Below are 21377 nucleotides of genomic sequence, written 5' to 3' on the forward strand. Positions count from 1 at the left end.
TTAAGCGATGCGGAAGCGCGCCACGGAGTTCTTCAGCTCCTGCGCCAGCACCGATAACTTGTGAATGGATTGCGCGGTTTGCTGGGTGCCGTCTTGCGTCTGCTGCGTCACCGTCAAAATATGCTGGATGTTGTGCGCCACGCCGGACGCCGACGTGGCCTGCTGCCCGGTGGCCTGCGAAATCCCGGAAATCAGCTCCGCCAGGCGGTTGGACACCTGCGAAATATCGTGCAGCGCCGCGCCGGCCGCATCGGACAGGCGCGCGCCTTCCACTACGCCCTGGGTCGACTTTTCCATCGCCGCCACCGCGTCGTGGGTGTCGGTCTGAATCGTCCGCACCAGCGCGCCGATCTGCTTGGCCGCGCCGGCCGAACGCTCCGCCAGCCGCTGCACCTCTTCCGCCACCACCGAGAAGCCGCGTCCCGCCTCACCGGCCGATGCGGCCTGGATGGCGGCGTTCAGCGCCAGCACGTTGGTCTGTTCGGTAATGTCGGAAATCAGCTCGGTAATCTCGCCAATTTCCTGCGACGACTCGCCCAGCCGCTTGATGCGCTTGGAGGTATCCTGAATCTGTTCGCGGATTTCGTGCATGCCCTTGATGGCGTTTTCCACCGCTGTCGAACCCTGCTGCGCCGCCGCCACCGACTGCCGCGCCACATCGGCCGACTCGCTGGCGGAGCGCGACACGTCGGTAATCTCGTTGGCCATCTTCACCACCGTCGACGACGCATCCTGGATCTCGCGCGACTGCTGCTGCGACGCCGACAGCAAATCGCTGGAGATGCTCTGCGCATGGGTCGATGCCTTGGTCACCTGCTCCGCCGTCGCCGTCACCCGGCCCACCAGGCCGCGCAGCTCTTCCACCGTGTAGTTGACCGAATCGGCGATGGCGCCGGTGATGTCTTCGGACACCGTGGCCTGCACCGTCAAGTCGCCGTCCGCCACTTCCTGCAACTCGTTCATCAGTCGCAGAATGGCCGCCTGATTCTGGTCGTTCATGGCCTTGGCCTCTTCTTCCTGGCGCTGCGATTGCTGGCGCATGGCGTCCGCTTCCTGGCGGCGGCGTTCCGCGCCGCGCGTGCGGTTGTGCGAATCCATCAGCAGCACGCGGCCGATAGCGGCGGCGCTGACCAGCGTCAGCATGCCACCAGCCACCATCAGCCAGAAGGTCAGGCCTAGCGAATCCTGGCTCTCGCGGTACACCTGCTGCACCACACTCAAACGCTGGCGCAGCGCTTCGTTGTCATTAAAAATCAGCTGTTCGGCGGCGCGCGCGGCGCTGAATTTATCCAGCTTGTTGAGTACCGCCGCCACCAGCTTCTGGTACTCCTCGAAATCCGTTTGCAAGCCGGTGAACTTGGCGCGCAGGTCCGGCTCGCGCACGGCCGCCAGGCCAAGCGGCGCGCTGCCGCTGAGGAAACCGTCGACCGTGTTGCGGAACACCGTGGTGTCGCGCCCCAGCTGGAAGGCCGTCTCGGAACTGATGCCGCCGGCGGTGAGGAATTCGCTGGCGCTGCGGCTCATGCGCTGGGTCAGCATGGTCAGCTTGCCCAGTGCGGCGATCTCGCGCGCCGAACCGCCGCGCTGCAACTTGAGCGTGATGATGTCCTCGGTGCGCACCAGCAGGTCGGGCGACATATCGTTCAGTTTTTGCAGCGTCTTGTCCATGCCGCTGAGGTCTGCCTTCAGCATCAGGATGGTGCCGGCGGCGAGGTCGGTGGCGTTCCATTGCTTGCGCGCGGCCGCCACCACGATGGCGATGTCGGACGGCGGCTCACCGATGGCGCGGCCCTGGTACTTGCCGCCGCGCGTCATCAGGTTGATGTCGTTGGTGAGTTCCTTGCGGCTTTCTTCCAGCTGGCGGAAGCCTTCCGCACTGCCCTGCACCGCATTCGGCGCAGCCTTGCCGATGCGCTGCGAGTGCATCAGCGCATCGCTGGCGACCTGGGTTTGCGCCGAGCGGTTGGCGTTATGGATGGTGTTGAGCGCCACGAACACGGCGCTCACGCCAAGGCAGATCGCCAGCGCGGTCGACAGGATGCTCAGTTGGCGCTGCGCCGGCAAATGGCCGATCAGCGGCAGCTTGACTTCGGGGGCCGTATCCACCGGCGCAGCCACGCTGCGGCGGCGACCCAGCGCATCGCGCAGGCGCAGCGGCGCGTCGCCGTCATCCGCCGTTGCGGTAGACGTATTGGGTGCGGCCGGCGCAGGCGTGCCGGCGGTATGCAGGAACTGCGAATCGCCAAACTCTGAATGTGCTGCCGTATCCTCTGCGGCGTTCCGGCTACCGCGCGACAAAAAGCCCAACTTGAAAGCCATACACCTCTCCGGATTAGGGTTTGCCTGCTAGATCAGTCCTACATGCGAAAAACGCGGTTCCTGCACCAGCAGCGCCAGGTCGATGCGGGTCCACTGCTGGCCGTCGCTGTCGAGGAATTGCTGGCTGTCGTTCTGCTGCGTCATCTCGGCCAGCTTGCGCAGGCCCAGCACGCGCTCCACCTGCAAGGCGCAATTGAAGCCCAGGCCCGGCGCGAAGGTAATCAGGCGGCGCTCGGACGGTGCGCTGTCGCCGGCGGCCAGGCCCTGATAGCGCGCCAGGTCGATCACGCCGGTCAGGTGGCCGCGAATATTGGTCAGGCCCAGATACCACTCCTGCGTCAGCGGCACCGGTGTGGCGGCTTGCAGCGGCACGATCTCGCTGATCTGCGTCAGGTCCAGCAGGCACGGACGCCCGCCCAGCAGCACGCCCAGCTCACGCCCGCCGACCGCCGCGCCGCTCTTGGCGGCCTGCATGCGTTCCAGCAGCTGCACCTGGTACTGGCGCAAACGGCTACGGCGTTCGGTCGGGGCCTGGCTGTCCATGTCAGCTCAGCGCCGCAATCTTGTCCAGCAGCTCGGCCGGATCGACCGGCTTGACCAGGTAATCGCGCGCGCCCTGGCGCAATGCCCAGATGCGGTCCGTCTCCTGGCTCTTGCTGGAGCAGATGATGATCGGCACATCCTTCAGCTCCGGATCGCGGGCGATCGAGCGCGTGACCTGGAAGCCGTTCGCGCCCGGCATCACCACGTCCATCAGGATCAGTTCCGGCTTGTCGGCCTTGATCTTGACCAGTGCTTCCTCGCCGCTTTCGGCCACCGTCACGGTGTATCCCTTTTTGGAGAGGATATCGCTCAGGTAGTAACGCTCCGTGGGCGAATCGTCGACGATCAAAATACGTTGTATGGCCATATTTCCCCCTGCGGCTTTCTTATTCTGGTGTAGCGACAGCGCCGCCGGTGTGCTCGCGCACGGCGGTCAGCAGGCTGTCCTTGGTAAAAGGTTTGGTCAAATAGGCCACCGCGCCGACCATGGCGCCGCGCGCGCGGTCGAATAGGCCGTCCTTGGAGGACAGCATCAGCACCGGCGTGGCGTGGAATTTTGCACTTTTTTTAATCAGCGCGCAGGTCTGGTAGCCGTCCAGCCGTGGCATCAGGATGTCGCAGAACACCAGCGCCGGGTGATGGTCGTTGATCTTGGCCAGCGCGTCGAAGCCGTCTTCGGCAAGCACCACCTGGTAGCCGGCCTGGCTCAGGAAGATCTCGGCGGAGCGACGAATCGTGCTGCTGTCGTCGATCACCATGATTTTCAGGGGCGTAGAAGTCATAATAGATTCGCTAAGATGAGGCTACACCATAGCATAGGGCGACGCTGCCCGGGATTCAGATGGCGACCATCTCGAAATCGTCCTTACGGGCGCCGCATTCCGGGCAGCTCCAGTTCATTGGCACGTCGGCCCAACGGGTGCCGGGGGCGATGCCTTCGTCCGGCAGGCCGGCTGCTTCATCGTAGATCCAGCCGCAGATGAGACACATCCAGGTCTGGAATTCCTGCGTTGTTTCGTTGCTACTCACTTTTTGCCACCCTCAAGTAAAATGCTGAATTAGGTATCTTAATCTACCCGCCGTGCAAAACCAAACTTCTCCCCTTATTCTCAGCTTTGGCGCCGCCGATCCGGCCGGCGCCATGGGTGTCCAGGCCGACCTGGCAGCTTTCTCCGCCCTCTCCTGCACTGGACTGGCGGTGACCACCGCGTTGCTGATCGGCGACAGCGCCCGCGTCGAAGACCTGCAGGACATCGACCCCGATTGGGTGGCCGATCAGGCCCGCGTGCTACTGGAGGACATGACCATGGCCGCCTTCAAGGTCGGCGCCATCACCAACCTGGAACAGGTGGCGGCGATCGCCGAGATCCTGTCCGACTATCCGGACGCGCCGCTGATCCTCGATCCCTTCAGTTCCCGCCTGCCGTCGCTGCCCGACGACGACGCCGAAGAGCTGCTGACCGCGATCCGCCAGTTGCTGGTGCCGCAGGCTACGCTGCTGATGCTGTCGCAGGTGGAACTGGGCCGGCTGGCCGAAACCTGGCGCGAGTCCGCCGATGCCGGTGAACCCGGCGAATCTGGCGAAGCCGCCGAATCCAGCGCGGATGCCGATGCAGATGCAGATGCCGATGCCGTCATGGTTGAAGACACGCTGGAATCGGACGTCGAGCACCTGCTGGCCCTGGGCTGCGAATTCGTGCTGGTGACCGGCACCCCGTCCGGTGCGCCCGGCGAAAACGGCGGCCCAAGCACCCTGGCCAACACCCTGTTCGGCGCCGATGGCGTCATCAGCCACGACGCCTGGCAGCATCTGACCGGGCCATTCATCGGCGCCGGCGGCACGCTGTCGGCGGCGCTGACGGCCTTTATGGCGCGCGGCGCGGACGTGCCGGAAGCAGTGGCGGCGGCGCAGGAGTACACTGTCGGCGCGCTGGCGCATGCGCAGCGCTACGGCATGGGCAAGTTCGTGCCGAACCGTTTTTTCCATTTACAGTCCGCAGCGGACATGCAGTAGTAGAGAAAGATGCCATCATGACCACGATTTCCAAGAACGACCAGCTGTTCGAGCGCGCCCAGAAAACCACGCCAGGCGGCGTCAACTCGCCGGTGCGCGCCTTCCGTTCGGTGGGCGGCACGCCGCGCTTCATCACCCGCGCCGAAGGCCCGTACTTCTGGGACGCGGATGGCAAGCGTTATATCGACTATATCGGCTCGTGGGGCCCGGCGATCGTCGGCCACGCGCATCCGGAGGTGGTGAAGGCGGTGCAGGAAGCGGCCACGCGCGGCCTGTCGTTCGGCGCGCCGACCGAAGGCGAAGTCGAAATGGCCGAGGAACTGGTGCGCCTGGTGCCGTCGCTGGAGCAAGTGCGCCTGGTGTCGTCGGGTACCGAAGCGACCATGAGCGCGCTGCGCCTGGCGCGCGGCGCCACGGGCCGCGACAAGATCGTCAAGTTCGAAGGCTGCTACCACGGCCACGCCGACTCGCTGCTGGTGAAAGCGGGCAGCGGTCTGCTCACCTTCGGCAATCCAACGTCGGCCGGCGTGCCGGAGGACTTCGTCAAGCACACGCTGGTGCTGGACTATAACAACGTGGCGCAGATCGAAGAGGCGTTCGCCAACTTCGGCGACGAAATCGCCTGCGTGATCGTCGAGCCGGTGGCTGGCAATATGAACCTGATCAAGGCATCGGAAGCCTTCCTGCAAGCGCTGCGCGCGCTGTGCACCAAGCATGGCGCACTGCTGATCTTCGATGAAGTGATGTGCGGCTTCCGCGTGGCGCTGGGCGGCGCGCAGGAACTGTACGGCATCCAGCCGGATCTGACGGCGCTGGGCAAAGTGATCGGCGGCGGCTTGCCGGTGGCGGCGTTTGGCGGCAGCGCGAAATTGATGAGCAATATGTCGCCGGTTGGCGCGGTCTACCAGGCTGGCACGCTGTCGGGCAATCCGGTAGCGGTGGCGGCGGGCATGACCACGCTGAAGCTGATCCAGCAGCCGGGCTTCTACGACAAATTGGGCGCCACCGCCAAGCGCCTGGCCGATGGCCTGACGGCGGCGGCGAAAGAAGCCGGCATTCCGTTCTGCGCCGATGCGGTGGGCGGCATGTTCGGCCTGTACTTCAGCGAAACGCCGCCGAACAACTACGCCGAAATGATGGCCGGTAACCGCGAGCGCTTCAACGTCTTCTTCCACAAGATGCTGGACGAAGGCGTCTACTTCGCGCCGGCGGCGTTTGAAGCGGGCTTCGTCTCGGCCCAGCACAGCGACGACGTGATCGACGAAACCATCGCCGCCGCCCGCCGCGTGTTCGCCACGCTGTAATAACCCGGGGTCAGTTCTGCCAAATGCACACGAGCCCTGCCGTAGCATCCGCTAGGGCAGGGCTCGTGTGCATTTGGCAGAACTGACCCCGTATTGTATTGGAAGACTCAGTCGGCAGCGGGATCGTCTTCTTCCGGTCGCTGAATCACGCCGGTGTTGAAGTTGTACTCGAACAGGTCGCCGTAACGGCCCCACTCGATCGCTACCCGCAGCGCGCGCTCGGCTTCTTCTTCGCTCAGCGTGAAGCGCAGCAGTTTCAAGAACAGGTCTTCCGGCAGGTCGCCCGATTTGTCCTGTTGCAGGCCGTGACAGATATACGCGATCAGCGGCACATGCTCCAGCAGCTGCTTGCCGAATATCTCCTGGCGCTCCGTGTTGTTGGCCTTGACATAGCGCTCGCCCAACTCCGTCATCAGGATGTCGCCGTTGGTCAGATAGGCGAAGCCCAGCAGGATCAGCGCATTCAGCACCTCCAGCAATTCCGCGTCCGTCAGCTCCGTCTCTTCGGCGATCTTCGGCAAATCGGCGCGGCCGTGGAACGGTTCTTCCGCCAGCGATTCCAGAATCCCTTCCATGTGCGCGATGCCGGCCTGCGGCAGACGGTCGCCCAGCTGCAGCTTGACTTCCCGCTCGCTGATCAAGCCACTGCCACCACCGCCACGACGGCCGGCACTGGCCGTCATCAGCTCATACACCTTGTCGATCAGATGGCGCACCTCGGCGCTTTCCGCCTTGCGCGGCTGCGGCAGGGAGATCGGCAGTTCGGCGCGTATGCGTCCCGGATCGCTGGCGAAGATCAGTACCCGGTCGGCCATCATCACCGCTTCCTCGATATTGTGCGACACCACCAGAATCGCCTTGGTCGGAATCTGGCCCGACTGCCACAACTCCAGAATCTCTTCGCGCAGGCGTTCGCCGGTCAGCACGTCCAGCGCCGAAAAAGCCTCGTCCATCAGCAGCACTTCCGGTTCCATCACCAGCGCGCGGGCGATGCCGACCCGCTGGCGCATGCCGCCCGACAGTTCGCGCGGCAGCGCGCCTTCAAAGCCGGACAGGCCAATCAGGTCGATCACCTTCTCGGCGCGGCGCGCCCGCTCTTCCGGCGGCATGCCCTGCGCTTCCAGCCCTAGCTCCACATTCTTCTGCACCGTCAGCCATGGGAACAGCGCAAACGACTGGAACACCATACGGATGCCGCGCGCCGTGCCGTACAAGGGCATGCCGCGATACAGCACCTGGCCTTCATCGGCCTGGATCAGGCCCGCCATAATCCGCAACATGGTCGATTTGCCGGAGCCGGATTGCCCCAGCAGCGCAACGATCTCGCCCTCGCGCAGCGTAAATTCAACGCCTTCCAGCACCGAGCGCGCGGAGCCGTCGGCGCCGCGGAAGTGCTTGCCGACGGCTTTCAGTTCAACGATAGGAGTGCTCATGATTCTGTTCCTAGAAATGCAGCCGGCTTTCGGCCAGGGTGTACAAACGGCGCCACACGAAGTGGTTAAAGCCCATCACGAAAATACACATGATGCCGATGCCCAGCGCGATGCGCGGGAAGTCGCCGGTGGCGGTCATCTCGGCGATGTAGCTGCCGATGCCGTGCGCCTTCAAGGTGGTTGGCCCCCAGCTCACCAGCTCCGAGACGATGGCGGCATTCCATGAGCCGCCCGACGCGGTAATCGCCCCCGTCACAAAACTGGGGAAGATGGCCGGCAGCAGGTAGCGGCGCCATTTCAGCCAGCCGGTCAAACCGAAGTTCTTGGCGGCGTGACGCAATTCGGTCGGTATCGTCGAAGCGCCGGCAATCACGTTAAACAGCAGATACCACTGGGTGCCGAGGATCATCAGCGGCGACAGCCAGATGTCCGGATTCAGGTGATAGCGCACGATGATGATCACCGCCACCGGGAACACCAGATTGGCCGGGAAAGCGGCCAGGAACTGCGCCACCGCCTGCGTGCGCGATGCCCAACGCGGATTCATGCCGATCCAGATCCCGACCGGCACCCAGACGATGGCCGCCAGCGCCAGCAGCACCACCACGCGGATCATGGTGTACACGCCCAGCATCAGCACATGGCCTACTTCACCCCAACCGACTTCGGTGCGGATAAAGTGCACCAAGCTCCATAGCGCGTAAAACACCACGGCCGCAATCACCGCATCCCATACGCGCTGCGGCACCAGCGATGGCTTGTCCTTGCGCGCGCGGATCGAGGTGCCGTCGTGCGACAGGCGGAACACGGCGATGGAGCGCGACAGCTGGTGGCCAAACCATTCCACCAGTTGCTGCGTGCGTTCGGTGCGGCGCAGCCAGGTGAGCAGCCACGAAGACTGCGCGGTATCGCCGCCGGTTTCCTCGAAGCGGAATTTGTCGGCCCACGCCAGCAGTGGGCGGAAGAACAGCTGGTCGTACGCCAGCACCGCGATCAGCATGGCGAAGATGGCCCAGCCGATCGCGCCCAAATTACTCTGCTCGATCGCCAGCGCGATATAGGAACCCATGCCCGGCAGTTTGATCGTCTGGTTGGAGACCACAATCGCTTCCGACGCCACCACGAAGAACCAGCCGCCGGACATCGACATCATCATATTCCACAGCAAACCAGGCATGGCATACGGCAGTTCCAGGCGCCAGAAGCGCTGCCAGCCCGACAGCTGAAACACCTGCGCCGCTTCCGACAATTCGGCCGGCACGGTACGGAAACCCTGGTACGCCGAGAAAGCCATATTCCACGCCTGCGACGTAAAGATCGCAAACACGGCGGCGCATTCCACGCCCAGCAGGTTGCCGGGGAATAGCGCAATGAAAGCCGTGACGGTAATCGACAGGAAGCCGAGGATCGGAATCGATTGCAGGATGTCCAGCATCGGCACCATGATTTTTTCAGCGGTGCGGTACTTGGTGGTCAACGCGGCAAACACGCAGCTGAAAATCACCGACGCGCCCAGCGCGATGAACATGCGCAGCGTAGTGCGCAGCACGTAGTACGGCAGATTGATCGGGTCGAGCGACATCGGCAAGGCCTGGCCGAGTTCATACGGCCGCGCCATCTGCTGGCTGCCATAGGCCATCAGCACGAAGAGCGCCAATACGATCGGCAGCAGCGCCCAGTCCCAGCGGTTACCGCCGGCTTCCACCACCTGGCGGGGGAAAAATTGCCGTTTCTTGTTCATATTATTACTTTCTCTGGGCGGCCAGAGCGGCCGCGAGGAGCAAAGGGAAGGAGGGAGCGCGTGCGCTGGCCGCCATTCTAATAGATTAATCCGGCAACTATATTACGATCTTGAAAGTTAACTTACTTGAGCCAGCCACGATGGCGGAAGTACAGGAACGGCGCAATGGCGCTGGTGATCATCAGCACGATGGCGAATGGATAGCCTAGTTGCCATTCCAGTTCCGGCAGCCACTTGAAGTTCATGCCGTAGATCGAGGCGATCAGGGTCGGCGGCAGGAAGGCGACGCTGGCCACCGAGAAGATCTTGATGATCTTGTTCTGGTTAATGTTGATGAAACCGACCGTGGCGTCCATCAGGAAGTTGATCTTGTCGAACAGGAAGGAGGTGTGGCCGTCCAGCGATTCGATGTCGCGCAAAATCTGGCGGGCTTCTTCAAACTGTTCGGAATTCAGCAGCCGGCCGCGCATCAGGAAGCTGACCGCGCGGCGCGTATCCATCATGTTGCGGCGGATGCGGCCGTTCAAGTCTTCCTCGTGGGCGATGGCGTTCAGCGCGGCGGCCGCGTCCTGGTCGGTGAAGGTTTCCTGCAGCACGCGGCCGCTGACCTCTTCCAGCTGCTGGTAGATGCCTTCCAGCGCATCGGCCGAGTATTCGGCGTCGGTGGCGTACAGGTCCAGCAGCACGTCCATGTAGTCAGCGATCGAACCGGGACGCGAACGGGCGCGCATGCGCACCAGGCGGAACACCGGCAAATCGTCGGTATGCACCGAGAACAGGATCTTGCGCGCCAGGATAAACGCCACCGTCACGATGCGCGACGGGCCGTCCTCTTCTTCCAGCAGGAAGTCGGTGCGCAGGTGCAGGTCGCCGTTTTCCGCTTCGTAATAGCGGGCCGACGCTTCGATGTCCTTGACCTCGTCCTCACCCGGCAAGATCACGCCATAGATGGTGCGGACCCAGGCGCGTTCGTCATCCGTCGGGTCGGTCAGGTCGACCCAGACCGGTTCGACCTGTTCCAGGTCTTCGCGACTGTCGATGGGCACCTGGTTGAGCCGGCCATTCTGGAGAACGAAAACATTAATCATGGATAAACGCACCTTTGGAAACAGCGCAAGTGTACCCGCAAAGCCTGGTTTAAGGTAGGTCCGCTGAGCCCATGCGGCGCAAAATCACGCCGGTGCGGCGCGCCAGGTAATTGGAGTCGCGATGTTTGTCGAAATAGCGCGGATTGGGCAGCAATACCGCCAGTTTGGCCGCCTGCGGCGCGCTCAGGTTGGCCGCGCTGACGCCGTAGTAGTGCCGTGCCGCCGCCTCGGCGCCAAAGGTGCCGGTGCCGAATTCCACCACGTTGAGGTAGATCTCGAAAATGCGCTCCTTGTCCATCAGCGTTTCCAGCATGAAGGTGATGATCAGCTCCTGCCCTTTACGCACGTAGCTGCGCGAACCGGACAGGAACAAATTCTTGGCCAGCTGCTGGGTAATGGTCGAGCCGCCCGACACCACCTTGTGCTTCTTGTTGTTCTTCTCGTAGGCTTTTTGCAGCGCCTCCCAGTCGACGCCGTCGTGGTCGGAGAAATTGGCGTCCTCGGAGGCGATGATGGCGCGCTTCAGGTTGTTGGAGATGCGGTTGTACGGCACCCACTGCTGCGTGATATTGGCGTTGGGATTCTTCTCGCGCAGCGCCGACTGCTGCTCGCGCATAAAGCTGGTCATGCCCGGATTGTGGCCGACCCACCACCAGATCTGCAGCAGGAAGTACAGCTGCACCGCCACGAACAACAGAATCGGGACGATGAAGACCCACTTCACCCAGCGCCATTTACCGGACGATTTGCTCATAGCTGGTCACGCAGCGTCTGCAATACGTCGGCCGTGGCCGGCTGCACGCCGCGCCACAGGTGGAAGGCTTCGGCGGCCTGCTCGACCAGCATGCCCAGGCCGTCGCGCAACTGTGCGCCGTGCTGAGCAGCAAACTGCAAGAATACAGTGGGCGAGGCTCCGTACATCATGTCCAACGCCAAACATCCCGGCGCAAAGACCGACGGCGCTACCGGCGGCACTTCCGCGCTCAGGCTGGCTGCCGTGCCGTTGATGATGATGTCGTACTCGCCTTCGATGTCGGCAAAGCCGCACGCCGAAACCACGCCCTCGCCGCCCAGCGCGGCAAACTGTTCGACCAGTTCCTCGGCCTTGGCCACGGTGCGGTTGGCGATCACCAATTGAGCGGGGCGATGTTCCAGGATCGGCAGCACCACGCCGCGCACCGCGCCGCCCGCGCCCAGCAGCAGCACGCGCTTGCCGGTGATGCTCACGCCGGCGTTGTTGACGATGTCCGCCACCAAGCCAGCGCCGTCGGTGTTGTCGCCGATGATGCCTTCGTCGCTGAACACCAGCGTGTTGACCGCGCCGGCCGCGCGCGCGCGGATGGTCAGCGCCTGCGCCAGCTTGACCGCTTCCAGCTTGAACGGCACCGTCACGTTGGCACCCTTGCCGCCTTCGGCGATGAAGGCGCGCACGGCGTCGGCAAAGCCGTCCACCGGCGCCAGACGGCGTTCGTACTGGATGTCGTGGCCGGTCTGGGCCGCATAGGCGGCATGGATTTCCGGCGATTTGCTGTGGGCGATCGGGTTGCCGAATACGCAGTAGCGGTCCATATTCTTATCTTCCTCCGCCGCTCAGGTCGGCTTGTAATTTCTCTTCACGGGTGAATTTGAAGGTGGTGATGATCACCCACAAATCATCCTTGTCTCTGGACAGCATATTCGGCGGGAATTTGCCGAACGGCGCCGAGCGGCGCACGATGTGCATCGCCGCCTCGTCCAGCGCCGCATTGCCGGAGCTGCGCTCGACCTTGATGCCGCCCTCTTTCTCGTAGATGGTGCCGTCCTGGAACACCGGGATCGACAGCGTCAGCTGGCCATACAGTTTGCGTCCGTTGACGTTCGGGAAGTTCAGCGTGCCGATGTCCTCGATGCGCTTCTGCATGGTCTTGTAATAAATCGCGTAACCGACACCACGCGTACTTGGCGTAATCTGCGTGCGGTTCGGCCGTTTGTTCTGGTCCTCGATGGTCTCGCTGATTTCCGCCACGCGGCGGGCGATGGCCTTGCTCGATTCCAGCAGGTCGGCGCCGGTGGGCGTCGGGTCCGGCTTGAGTTGTTCGGTGACCGGCGGCGCGGTGACTGGCGATGGCGAGCGCACCTGGGTCATCAGCTGCTTCTGGCGTTCTTCCAGCTCGGCGATGCGGCGCTTGTTGGCTTTGACGCTGTCGCCCATTTCGGTCTTGCGCATGTCCGGCATGGGCGACTTGGAGCGGCCCAGGTTGGCCGTGCCGCCGCCTTCCAGGTCGGCCTGGGCGACGGCGTCGGCCTTCAGCGGCGCCTTGTTGTGCTTGGCGTTGACGAGGATGACTTCCAGCCCGGGATCGGCGGCCAATGCCGGCGCCGGCGACGGTGCCACGAAGCGCACCGCCAGCAAGGCAGCATGCGCCACCAGCGAAAAGCCGATGGCGAGGTACAGCAAGCGATTTTCTTTAAAAGACTTCACTCGGTGGCCGGATGATGGAAGATTGTCCAAATTCTACACGGGTCATTCCCGCGCCGGCGGGAATCCATACTCTGCATGGGCACCCGCTTGCGCGAGTGCGACTACTCTGCCGCTGGCTGCTCGGCCGGCGCCTCGGCAGCGGCTTCTACCGCCACCTCCGGCGCATCCACTGCCTCTTCCGGCGCATCTTCCACCTCGTCGTCCTCGAAGTCGACATCGCTGGCCGCCACATCGGTCGGGATTTCCAGCAGACGCGCTTCGATGGTCAGGTCGACCTCGTCCCAACGCAGGATGTCCAGCTTGACCTGCGCGCCACGCGCCACCGACGGCATGCCCGGCAGACGAATCACCAGTGGAATATCGCTCAGGCGCAGCACTTCGTCCTTCAGCACCACCGCCTCCACCTGGCGCGCATTTTCCTGGCCCAGCCAGCGCAGGCACCAGTAGCGTTCCATATTGGCCTGGTGATCGGCATACGCGCCATATGCCGCATCAAACTGCGACACGATCGCGAACAGCTCCGCATCCTTGTGCTTGAAGTGCGCAACCAGCGGCGCCATTACGCCCTTCTCGGCGCAGGCCAGGATCTGCCACTGGTTGACCAGGTCGGTATAGCGGCGCAGCGGCGAGGTGCTCCACGCATACTGGTCCACACCCAGGCCTTCGTGCGGCGCGGCGTGGGTCAACATGCGCACTTGCATCTTGGCGTTCCAGCCGCCGACGCCACGGCCCTGGCTGCGATAGATACCCGGCACGCCGTTGTCGTGCATCAGCTTGCCCCAGGTGCTGTTGGCGAAGATCATCAGTTCGGCGACGATCTTGTCCAGCGGCGCGCCGCGCTTGCGGCGGGTGACGCTGACCACGTCGTCTTCCACGTAGAAGTTGTAGTCGACGCGGTTGTTCTGTTCCGGCTTGAGGCCGAATCCTTCGCGCTTGACCATGCGCGCCGCTTCCAGCACTTGCGCCCATTGCCAGATCAGGCCCAGCGATTCCTTGTGCGGATAGTCGCCCTCGCCGCTGGCCAGGGTTTCTTCGTTGACCAGGTCGTCCAAGTCGTTGTGACGCAGGTTGTTGGCAATCGGCACCAGCTCGGCGCGGGTTTCGGTGGCCAGCACCGACCAGTCGGCCGGATTCAGCGTGGCGTACAACGACAGCGCCGGGCAGGTCTTGCCCTCGGCCAGCGTGAATGCTTCAACGATGCTGTCCGGCAGCATCGTGATTTTATCGCCCGGCATGTAGACGGTCGACATGCGGCCACGGGCCAGCTTGTCCACCGCATCGTCCGGCTTGATGCCCAGGCCCGGCGCAGCAATGTGGATGCCGATCTTGACGTTGCCATCGGCCAGTTTGGTCACCGAGAAGGCGTCGTCAATCTCGGTGGTGGTGACGTCATCGATGGAAAATGCCTGCACGTCGGCCACCGGCAGATTGCCCGGCGCGACCGGCACCGGCACGTCCGGGAAACCGGCGCCTTTCGGGAAGTTCTCGAACAGGAACTTGGCCATGTGCAGCGCCTTGGCCGAGGCCACGCCGCCGACCGCCAGCATCAGCCGTTGCGGATTGGTGTGCAGTTCGGTGCAGGCGGCGTCGAGCGCCTTGTATTCGATCGAATTTTTGTCCGGCTTGAACAGCAGTTGCAGCACGATGTTCTGCATCGCTTCCGGCAGCGTGTTGGCTTTCAGTTCTTCGACATAAGCGGCCTGCACCAGCGCGTGCTGTTTCTTCTTCTCGATGCCGGCCAGCGCGGCGCGCAGCGATTGTTCCGGCGCAGCCTTGTAGCGGCCGCGGCCTTTTTTGTAGAAATACACCGGCGACGAATGCAGGCTCAGGATCAGGCCAGCTGCCTCGGCCGGCTGCGGCGCGTGGCCGAAGTATTCGGCGCCCAGCTCGGCAAAGCCGAATTCTTCCTCGCCGGCCACTTCCCACAGGAACTCCAGGTCGATATCGGCGGCGATGGCCTTGGCTTGCTCCATCAGGTCGGCGGGCGACGGCTTTTCAAATTGCAGCAGCACGTCCTTGGCCTTGACCTTGGTGCGCTTGCCACTGGCCATTTCGACTTGGTATGCCTCGCCGGCCTGGGTCATTACGCTGCCGACTTTGAAATCGCCGGATTCTTCAAAAAATACATTCATCGTTTATTGTCGTTCGTTTTAATCAGTTCCAGCACCGACGGCAGGAAAACTTCCGTTACCAGCAGCGTACCTTGCCGGCGCCGATACAGACAGCGCCGTGCATATAATATGTGTGCATCCGGGGCCGCGACGCCGTTGGCAATCAATGCCGTCCGCGCGCGCTGCGCCAAAGGATGCCCTTCTCGCAATCTTGCAAATTCCAATACGCTGCGCTCGACCAGCGGATCGCCAAACAGCGTGGTGCCCAGCGACCGCTCGCCCAGCGTGCTAAACAGCGGCCAATCGCTGGCAGTGGCCGACATCGGCACCACCGTGTGGCCGAACACCGCAGGCGTATTATCACATCTCAGCAGCACTTCCCTTTCCCAGACGCGGCCGGGCCGGTGCATGCCGATCGCCACCGCCTCGTCGCTCAGGCAGCGCTCCACGCGCTGATGCAAGCACTGTACGCGGAAATTGTGACTGTGTGCTTTCAGGCGCGCGGTCAGTGAGCCGCCCTCGGTCAGCCACGGCACGTAGGCGGACGGGGCGTTCAAGGCCAGCACGTGCGGCTGCCACTGCGCCTGCCGCAGCGAGGCGCTTCTCGGCGGCGCGCTCAAGCCCGCGCCTCAACGCCGCAGAAGGCCAATATCTCATCCACATACTGCGGAAACTCGGAGATGGCGTGGTCGCTGCCGTCAATCACATGCTGGCGCGCGCCTTGATAGTGGGCCACCATGTCGCGGTAGTCCAGCACTTCGTCGCCGGTGGCGGCGATCAGGAAATAGCGTTCCGGCTTGCTGATCTTCGGCACTTCCAGCGCGTGCAGTTCTTCGATGTATTCGCGCTTGAATTCAAACGGCTCGTCGGAATGGAATTGCGTGGTCACGCCGACGTGCTGGTCCAGGTTCACACGCGGCACGATGGCCGGGTTCAGCAGCACCGCGCGGCAGCCGATGCGCTCGGCCAGCCAGGTGGCGTAATAGCCGCCCAGCGACGAGCCGATGATACTTAATTGGTCGGCCGGCACGCCCTCTATTAAAGACAGCGCCAGTTCCATCGCCAGCTTGGGCGAGGCCGGCAGTTGCGGCGACACGACCTGGTCGGCCAGCCCCAGCGCCGCCATGCGCTCGCCCACCACGCGCGCCTTCATGGACTGCGGCGAGGAGCGAAAGCCATGCAGGTACAGAATCATTACGCCAGTGCTTTCAGGATTTTTTCGTGCACGCCGCCGAAGCCGCCATTGCTCATCACAATAATCTGGTCGCCCGGCTGCGCGGCCTTGGCCACGGCGGCCACCAGCGCGTCGATGTCTTCGTAGGCGCTGGCGGTCTGGCCGATCGGCGTCAGCGCCTGGCCCAGGTTCCAGCCCAGCGCTTGCTCGCTGCCGAAGCCGAATACCAGGTCGGCGTCGGTCAGGCTGCCCGGCAGCGCGTCTTTCATCGTGCCCAGCTTCATGGTGTTCGAGCGCGGCTCCAGCACGGCCAGGATGCGGGTGGCCTTGCCGATCTTCTGGCGCAGGCCGCCGACGGTGGTGGCGATGGCGGTCGGATGGTGGGCAAAGTCGTCGTAGACGGTGATGTTGTTGACCACGCCGCGCACTTCCATGCGGCGCTTGACGTTTTCGAAGGTGGCCAGCGATTTGGCGGCTTGCGCAATCGGCACGCCGACATGGCGGGCGGCGGCGATGGCGGCCAGCGCGTTGGCGCGGTTATGCTTGCCGGTCAGCGACCACTCGACCCGGCACTGCACTTCGCCTTTGAAAATAACCTCGAACGTGCCGTCATCGTATTCGTTCAGCGCCCAATCGGCGCCGTTGCTGCGGCCGAAGCTTTCCTGCTCGCTCCAGCAACCGCGCTTGAGCACGCGCTGTAGCGGTTCTTCGTCGGCATTGAAGATGACCCGGCCGATGCCGGGCACGGTGCGCACCAGATGGTGGAATTGGGTTTCGATCGCATGCAGATCGGGGAAGATATCGGCGTGATCGTATTCCAGGTTGTTCAGGATGGCGGTCTTGGCGTGATAGTGCACGAACTTGCTGCGCTTGTCGAAGAAGGCGGTGTCGTATTCGTCCGCTTCGATGACGAAGAAGATCGAATCCTTGTCACCCTGCATGCGCGCCGAGACGCCGAAGTTCTTCGGCACGCCGCCGATCAGGAAGCCGGGCGCGTAGCCGGCGTCTTCCAGGATCCAGGTCAGCATGGCGGTGGTGGTGGTCTTGCCGTGCGTGCCGGCCACGGCCAGCACCCATTTGTCTCTTAATATATGGTCGCCGATCCACTGCGGGCCGGAGACATACGGCAGGCCGCGATTCATGATTTCCTCGATCAGCGGATTGCCGCGCGTGACGACGTTGCCGATCACGTACAGGTCCGGCTTCAGCGCGATCTGTTCCGGGCCGTAGCCGGTGATCAGTTCGATGCCCTGGGCTTCCAGCTGGGTGCTCATCGGTGGGTAGACGTTGGCGTCGCAGCCGGTGACGCGGTGGCCCGCTTCTTTCGCCAGGACCGCCAGGCCGCCCATGAAGGTGCCGCAAATACCAAGGATATGAATGTGCATAGTAATTAAGACGACGTGTGAATACGGGATTTTACCTGAGCCGACGCGCTTTTCCCGGTTCAGAGTATTATCTCGTCCATGACTGCCAATGTGAACGAAGAACTCCAGCTTCTGCGTGCCGAGATCGCGGCGGCTGCCGCGCGTCTGATCGCCGAGGATGGCGCCGACTACAACACGGCCAAGCGCAAGGCTGCGCGGCAGATCCTGGGTGACACGCAACCGCCGCTGAACCTGCTGCCGGACAATGCGCAGATCGAGGCCGAGGTGCGGCTGTACCAGTCGCTATTCCACGCCGATACCCAGCCGGCCCGTTTGTTCCGGCTGCGCACGCTGGCAGTCGACATCATGGAAGGCTTGCAAAAATTTCATCCGTATCTGAGCGGCTCGGTATTAAATGGCACGGCCGGTCCGCACGACGATATCCATTTGCAGCTGTTTGCCGACAGCGCCAAGGAAGTGGAGATCTTCCTGCTGAACCGGAATTTGCAAATCGACATCTCGGAAACGCCGCACTTCAAGGGGCCGCGTTACGGCATGGTCGAAACCGTCAGCTTCATGTGGCACAAGGAAGGCGTGCACGCTGCGTTATATGAGATGGACGATTTGCGCGGCGCCGTCAAAACCCGCAGCGACGGCAAACTGGCCCGCGCCGACATTGCCGCCGTGCGCGCCCTATTAGTTAACAGTACTCACCCACCATCACCATGAGCAAAAAAAACCTGCCCGCCTATATAGCAGTCGCCGTCGTGTTCGCTGCCGTCGGCGGCTATCTCGGCATGCACAAAGAACAATCCCCGGTGACGGCCACGGCGCCGGCCGGCGTCACCAGCCCTGTGGCCGCCCTGTATCAGCAAACGCTGCCGGATGCCAAGGGTGTCGCCACCCCGCTGGCGCAATATAAAGGCAAGGCCATGCTGGTCAATTTCTGGGCGCCGTGGTGCGGTCCGTGCGTGCAGGAGATGCCGGAGCTGTCGGCGCTGGCCGCCGGAGAAGAAGGCAAGAAGCTGCAAGTTATCGGCATCGGCATTGATTCGCCGTCAAATATCGCGGAATTTAGCGACAAATATAAAATCACCTATCCTGTGCTGGTGGCCGGCATGAGCGGCACCGAGCTGTCGCGCCAATTTGGCAACAGCGGTGGCGGCCTGCCCTACACGGTTCTGATCGGCGCCGACGGCCAGGTCAAGAAGACTTACCTGGGCAAACTCAAATTTGACGAGCTGCGCAAAGATTTAGCAACTCTATAAGTAGTTTCACAAGTTTTTTTCTCTTGCCAAATGTCCGTAGTTGGCGTCAAAATGCGGATCTTTCGCGGAGAAGGCTCAGGAATCATGGCAAAAAACCTCCTACTGCTCAACGGCCCCAACCTGAATTTGCTGGGGACGCGGGAGCCCGAGGTCTACGGCGCTAGCACATTGGCCGACATCGAACACGCCGCCCAGGCCCAGGCCCAGGCAGCGGGCGCGAGCTTGTCTTGTTTTCAAAGCAACCACGAAGGCGCACTGATCGACCGCATCCATGCCGCCAGAACCGAAGGCGTGGACGCCATCGTCATCAATCCGGGTGGCCTGACCCACACCAGCGTGGCCTTGCGCGACGCCCTGGCAGGGGTGGCCATTCCGTTTGTGGAAGTGCATATTTCGAATATTTACCAGCGCGAGTCGTTTCGCCACCATTCGTTCCTGAGCGCGATCGCCGTAGGGACGATCTGCGGACTGGGTATCGAAGGATATCGGTTTGCCATCGACTTCGTCCTTAAAAAGCGATAACCTACGCGATCTGCGCGCATTTTTAGCGCGGTGACGTTCACAAGACGGCGCCGCTCACTCATATTAAAAGACATTCCTCTGGGGGTTACATGGATCTACGCAAGCTGAAGACCTTGATTGATTTGGTCGCAGAATCGGACATCGCCGAACTCGAAGTGACCGAAGGCGAAAGCAAAGTTCGCATCGTCAAATCGTCGGCGCTGCCGCAAAATCAGATGGTCATGATGCAGCCGCAAGCCATCCCGCAATACAGCGCTGCGCCTGCCGCCGCGCCAGTGGCCGCCGCCGCAGCCCCAGCTGCCGCCGCCGAGCCAACCGGCCACATCGTCAAATCGCCGATGGTCGGCACCTTCTACCGTTCGTCGGCGCCAGGCGCGGCAGCGTTTGTGGAAGTCGGTTCGGTGGTCAAGGAAGGCGAGACCCTGTGCATCATCGAAGCGATGAAGCTGCTGAACGAAATCGATGCCGACAAGTCCGGCACCATCACCCAGATCCTCGTCGAAAACGGCCAGCCGGTCGAGTACGGCCAACCGCTGTTTGTGATCGGCTAAGACAGGCCTGCGCCCTCCCCATCGGCGACGGGCGCGCCTGCTTGGTCCGCAATCCCTCCTCACCTGACGCAGCCAATCGGCGCTCACAGACATAGCGAACCTATCATGTTTGAAAAAATCCTCATTGCCAACCGCGGCGAAATTGCCCTCCGTATCCAGCGCGCTTGCCGCGAACTGGGCATCAAGACGGTCGTGGTCCACTCGGAAGCGGACAAAGACGCCAAATACGTGAAGTTGGCCGATGAATCGGTATGTATCGGTCCGGCGCCATCGTCGCTGAGCTATCTGAACATGCCGGCCATCATCAGCGCCGCGGAAGTCACCGACGCCGAAGCGATTCACCCGGGTTACGGCTTCCTGTCGGAAAACGCCGACTTCGCCGAGCGCGTGGAAAAATCGGGCTTCGTCTTCATCGGCCCGCGTTCGGAATCGATCCGCACCATGGGTGACAAGGTCACCGCCAAGCAGACCATGATCAAGGCCGGCGTGCCCTGCGTGCCGGGCTCGGAAGGCGCACTGCCGGACGATCCGAAAGCCATCGTGCAGATCGCCCGCAAGGTCGGCTACCCGGTCATCATTAAAGCCGCCGGTGGTGGTGGCGGTCGCGGCATGCGCGTGGTGCATACCGAAGCAGCGCTGATCAACGCGGTGCAGATGACCAAGACCGAAGCCGGTACCGCCTTCGGCAATCCGGAAGTCTACATGGAGAAGTACCTGGAAAATCCGCGCCACGTGGAAATCCAGATCCTCGCCGACGAACACAAAAACGCCGTCTGGCTGGGCGAACGCGACTGCTCGATGCAGCGCCGCCACCAGAAGGTGATCGAGGAAGCGCCGGCACCCGGCATTCCACGCAAGCTGATCGAAAAAGTCGGCGAGCGCTGCGCTGAAGCCTGCCGCAAGATCGGCTACCGCGGCGCCGGCACCTTCGAGTTCCTGTATGAAAACGGCGAGTTCTACTTCATCGAGATGAACACCCGCGTGCAGGTCGAACACCCGGTCACCGAAATGATCACCGGCATCGACATCGTGCAGGAACAGATCCGCATCGCCTGCGGCGAGAAGCTGCGCTTCCGCCAGCGCGACGTGATGCTGTCCGGCCACGCCATCGAGTGCCGCATCAATGCCGAAGACCCGTTCAAGTTCACGCCGTCACCAGGCCGCATCACTTCCTGGCACGTGCCGGGCGGTCCGGGCGTGCGCGTCGACTCGCACTCGTACGCAGGTTATTATGTGCCACCGCACTACGATTCGATGATCGGCAAAGTCATCACCTACGGCGCCACCCGCGAGCAGGCCATCCGCCGCATGCAGATCGCGCTGTCGGAGATGGTTGTCGAAGGCATCTCGACCAACATCCCGCTGCACCGCGAGCTGATGGTCGACGCCCGCTTCATCGAAGGCGGCACCAACATCCATTACCTTGAACAGAAACTGGCGGACATGCCGGATCTGCACAAACTGAGTTTGAAAGCGCAATAAAC

Annotated in this window: 22 protein-coding genes; 7 read left to right on the forward strand and 15 right to left on the reverse strand. The window is 62.7% G+C overall.

Going from position 1 to position 21377, the window contains the following annotated elements:
• From GTP69_RS16790 to GTP69_RS16810, 5 genes are read right to left on the reverse strand one after another with little or no spacing between them, the layout of a single operon-like run.
• A complete protein-coding gene (locus tag GTP69_RS16790) occupies positions 1-2319 on the reverse strand; it encodes a methyl-accepting chemotaxis protein (RefSeq protein WP_161055937.1) in 2319 nt (772 codons plus the stop codon).
• Positions 2320-2346: 27 nt separating this feature from the next.
• Positions 2347-2862: a chemotaxis protein CheW gene (locus GTP69_RS16795; RefSeq protein WP_161055938.1), complete on the reverse strand. Its 516-nt coding sequence runs from the start codon at positions 2860-2862 to the stop codon at positions 2347-2349.
• A 1-nt stretch (position 2863) separates the two neighbouring features.
• Positions 2864-3229: a response regulator gene (locus tag GTP69_RS16800; RefSeq protein ID WP_110845162.1), complete on the reverse strand. Its 366-nt coding sequence runs from the start codon at positions 3227-3229 to the stop codon at positions 2864-2866.
• A gap of 19 nt (positions 3230-3248) precedes the next feature.
• Positions 3249-3644 carry a response regulator gene (locus tag GTP69_RS16805; RefSeq protein WP_110845163.1) on the reverse strand — a complete coding sequence of 132 codons (396 nt, stop codon included), beginning with the start codon at positions 3642-3644 and terminating at the stop codon, positions 3249-3251.
• Positions 3645-3699: 55 nt separating this feature from the next.
• The gene (locus GTP69_RS16810; protein ID WP_110845658.1) at positions 3700-3852 is read right to left on the reverse strand and encodes a rubredoxin; all 153 of its coding nucleotides are present in this window, start codon (positions 3850-3852) and stop codon (positions 3700-3702) included.
• Between the two features lie 91 nt (positions 3853-3943).
• On the opposite strand from GTP69_RS16810, the gene thiD reads away from it, so the two are divergent.
• Positions 3944-4876 carry a bifunctional hydroxymethylpyrimidine kinase/phosphomethylpyrimidine kinase gene (gene thiD, locus GTP69_RS16815; protein WP_161055939.1) on the forward strand — a complete coding sequence of 311 codons (933 nt, stop codon included), beginning with the start codon at positions 3944-3946 and terminating at the stop codon, positions 4874-4876.
• Positions 4877-4893: 17 nt separating this feature from the next.
• Positions 4894-6180 (forward strand): glutamate-1-semialdehyde 2,1-aminomutase, encoded by a 1287-nt coding sequence (hemL, locus tag GTP69_RS16820; RefSeq protein WP_161055940.1) that lies wholly within the window; start codon positions 4894-4896, stop codon positions 6178-6180.
• A 107-nt stretch (positions 6181-6287) separates the two neighbouring features.
• Here hemL and GTP69_RS16825 read toward each other — a convergent pair whose 3' ends face one another.
• The 10 genes from GTP69_RS16825 to mpl all read right to left on the reverse strand — a co-directional run bounded on the left by GTP69_RS16825 (position 6288) and on the right by mpl (position 17573).
• On the reverse strand, positions 6288-7613 hold the full coding sequence (locus GTP69_RS16825; protein WP_161055941.1) for an ABC transporter ATP-binding protein: 1326 nt from the start codon (positions 7611-7613) through the stop codon (positions 6288-6290).
• Between the two features lie 10 nt (positions 7614-7623).
• Positions 7624-9354 (reverse strand): ABC transporter permease, encoded by a 1731-nt coding sequence (locus GTP69_RS16830; RefSeq protein WP_161055942.1) that lies wholly within the window; start codon positions 9352-9354, stop codon positions 7624-7626.
• 122 nt (positions 9355-9476) lie between these two features.
• Positions 9477-10442, reverse strand: coding sequence for a magnesium/cobalt transporter CorA (corA, locus tag GTP69_RS16835; protein ID WP_161055943.1), 966 nt, complete (start codon positions 10440-10442; stop codon positions 9477-9479).
• Positions 10443-10491: 49 nt separating this feature from the next.
• Positions 10492-11196: a monofunctional biosynthetic peptidoglycan transglycosylase gene (mtgA, locus tag GTP69_RS16840; RefSeq protein WP_161055944.1), complete on the reverse strand. Its 705-nt coding sequence runs from the start codon at positions 11194-11196 to the stop codon at positions 10492-10494.
• Positions 11193-12011, reverse strand: a complete 819-nt coding sequence (gene aroE, locus GTP69_RS16845; protein ID WP_161055945.1) for a shikimate dehydrogenase — start codon at positions 12009-12011, stop codon at positions 11193-11195. The genes mtgA and aroE overlap by 4 nt, the downstream gene beginning before the upstream one ends.
• Before the next feature lie 4 nt (positions 12012-12015).
• Positions 12016-12903 carry a TonB family protein gene (locus tag GTP69_RS16850; RefSeq protein ID WP_161055946.1) on the reverse strand — a complete coding sequence of 296 codons (888 nt, stop codon included), beginning with the start codon at positions 12901-12903 and terminating at the stop codon, positions 12016-12018.
• A gap of 101 nt (positions 12904-13004) precedes the next feature.
• A complete protein-coding gene (locus GTP69_RS16855) occupies positions 13005-15035 on the reverse strand; it encodes a ribonuclease catalytic domain-containing protein (RefSeq protein ID WP_161055947.1) in 2031 nt (676 codons plus the stop codon).
• Positions 15032-15634: a chorismate--pyruvate lyase family protein gene (locus GTP69_RS16860; protein ID WP_161055948.1), complete on the reverse strand. Its 603-nt coding sequence runs from the start codon at positions 15632-15634 to the stop codon at positions 15032-15034. Before GTP69_RS16860 ends, GTP69_RS16855 begins: the two co-directional genes overlap by 4 nt.
• On the reverse strand, positions 15631-16209 hold the full coding sequence (locus tag GTP69_RS16865) for a YqiA/YcfP family alpha/beta fold hydrolase (protein ID WP_161055949.1): 579 nt from the start codon (positions 16207-16209) through the stop codon (positions 15631-15633). The genes GTP69_RS16860 and GTP69_RS16865 overlap by 4 nt, the downstream gene beginning before the upstream one ends.
• Positions 16209-17573, reverse strand: a complete 1365-nt coding sequence (gene mpl, locus GTP69_RS16870; protein WP_161055950.1) for a UDP-N-acetylmuramate:L-alanyl-gamma-D-glutamyl-meso-diaminopimelate ligase — start codon at positions 17571-17573, stop codon at positions 16209-16211. The genes GTP69_RS16865 and mpl overlap by 1 nt, the downstream gene beginning before the upstream one ends.
• A 78-nt stretch (positions 17574-17651) precedes the next feature.
• Here mpl and GTP69_RS16875 point away from each other — a divergent pair, with 78 nt between their 5' ends.
• The 5 genes from GTP69_RS16875 (at position 17652) to accC (ending at position 21375) form a co-directional block, all read left to right on the forward strand.
• The gene (locus tag GTP69_RS16875) at positions 17652-18281 is read left to right on the forward strand and encodes a hypothetical protein (protein WP_161055951.1); all 630 of its coding nucleotides are present in this window, start codon (positions 17652-17654) and stop codon (positions 18279-18281) included.
• Complete coding sequence (locus GTP69_RS16880) at positions 18278-18820, forward strand: TlpA family protein disulfide reductase (protein WP_161055952.1); 543 nt, start codon at positions 18278-18280, stop codon at positions 18818-18820. Before GTP69_RS16875 ends, GTP69_RS16880 begins: the two co-directional genes overlap by 4 nt.
• 84 nt (positions 18821-18904) lie before the next feature.
• Positions 18905-19342: a type II 3-dehydroquinate dehydratase gene (gene aroQ, locus GTP69_RS16885; RefSeq protein ID WP_161055953.1), complete on the forward strand. Its 438-nt coding sequence runs from the start codon at positions 18905-18907 to the stop codon at positions 19340-19342.
• 89 nt (positions 19343-19431) lie between these two features.
• Positions 19432-19893 carry an acetyl-CoA carboxylase biotin carboxyl carrier protein gene (gene accB, locus GTP69_RS16890; RefSeq protein ID WP_161055954.1) on the forward strand — a complete coding sequence of 154 codons (462 nt, stop codon included), beginning with the start codon at positions 19432-19434 and terminating at the stop codon, positions 19891-19893.
• Between the two features lie 105 nt (positions 19894-19998).
• Complete coding sequence (gene accC, locus GTP69_RS16895) at positions 19999-21375, forward strand: acetyl-CoA carboxylase biotin carboxylase subunit (RefSeq protein WP_110845181.1); 1377 nt, start codon at positions 19999-20001, stop codon at positions 21373-21375.
• Positions 21376-21377: the final 2 nt, after the last annotated feature.

Source organism: Duganella levis (genome assembly GCF_009857605.1).
GTDB classification, from domain to species: Bacteria; Pseudomonadota; Gammaproteobacteria; order Burkholderiales; family Burkholderiaceae_D; genus Rugamonas; species Rugamonas levis.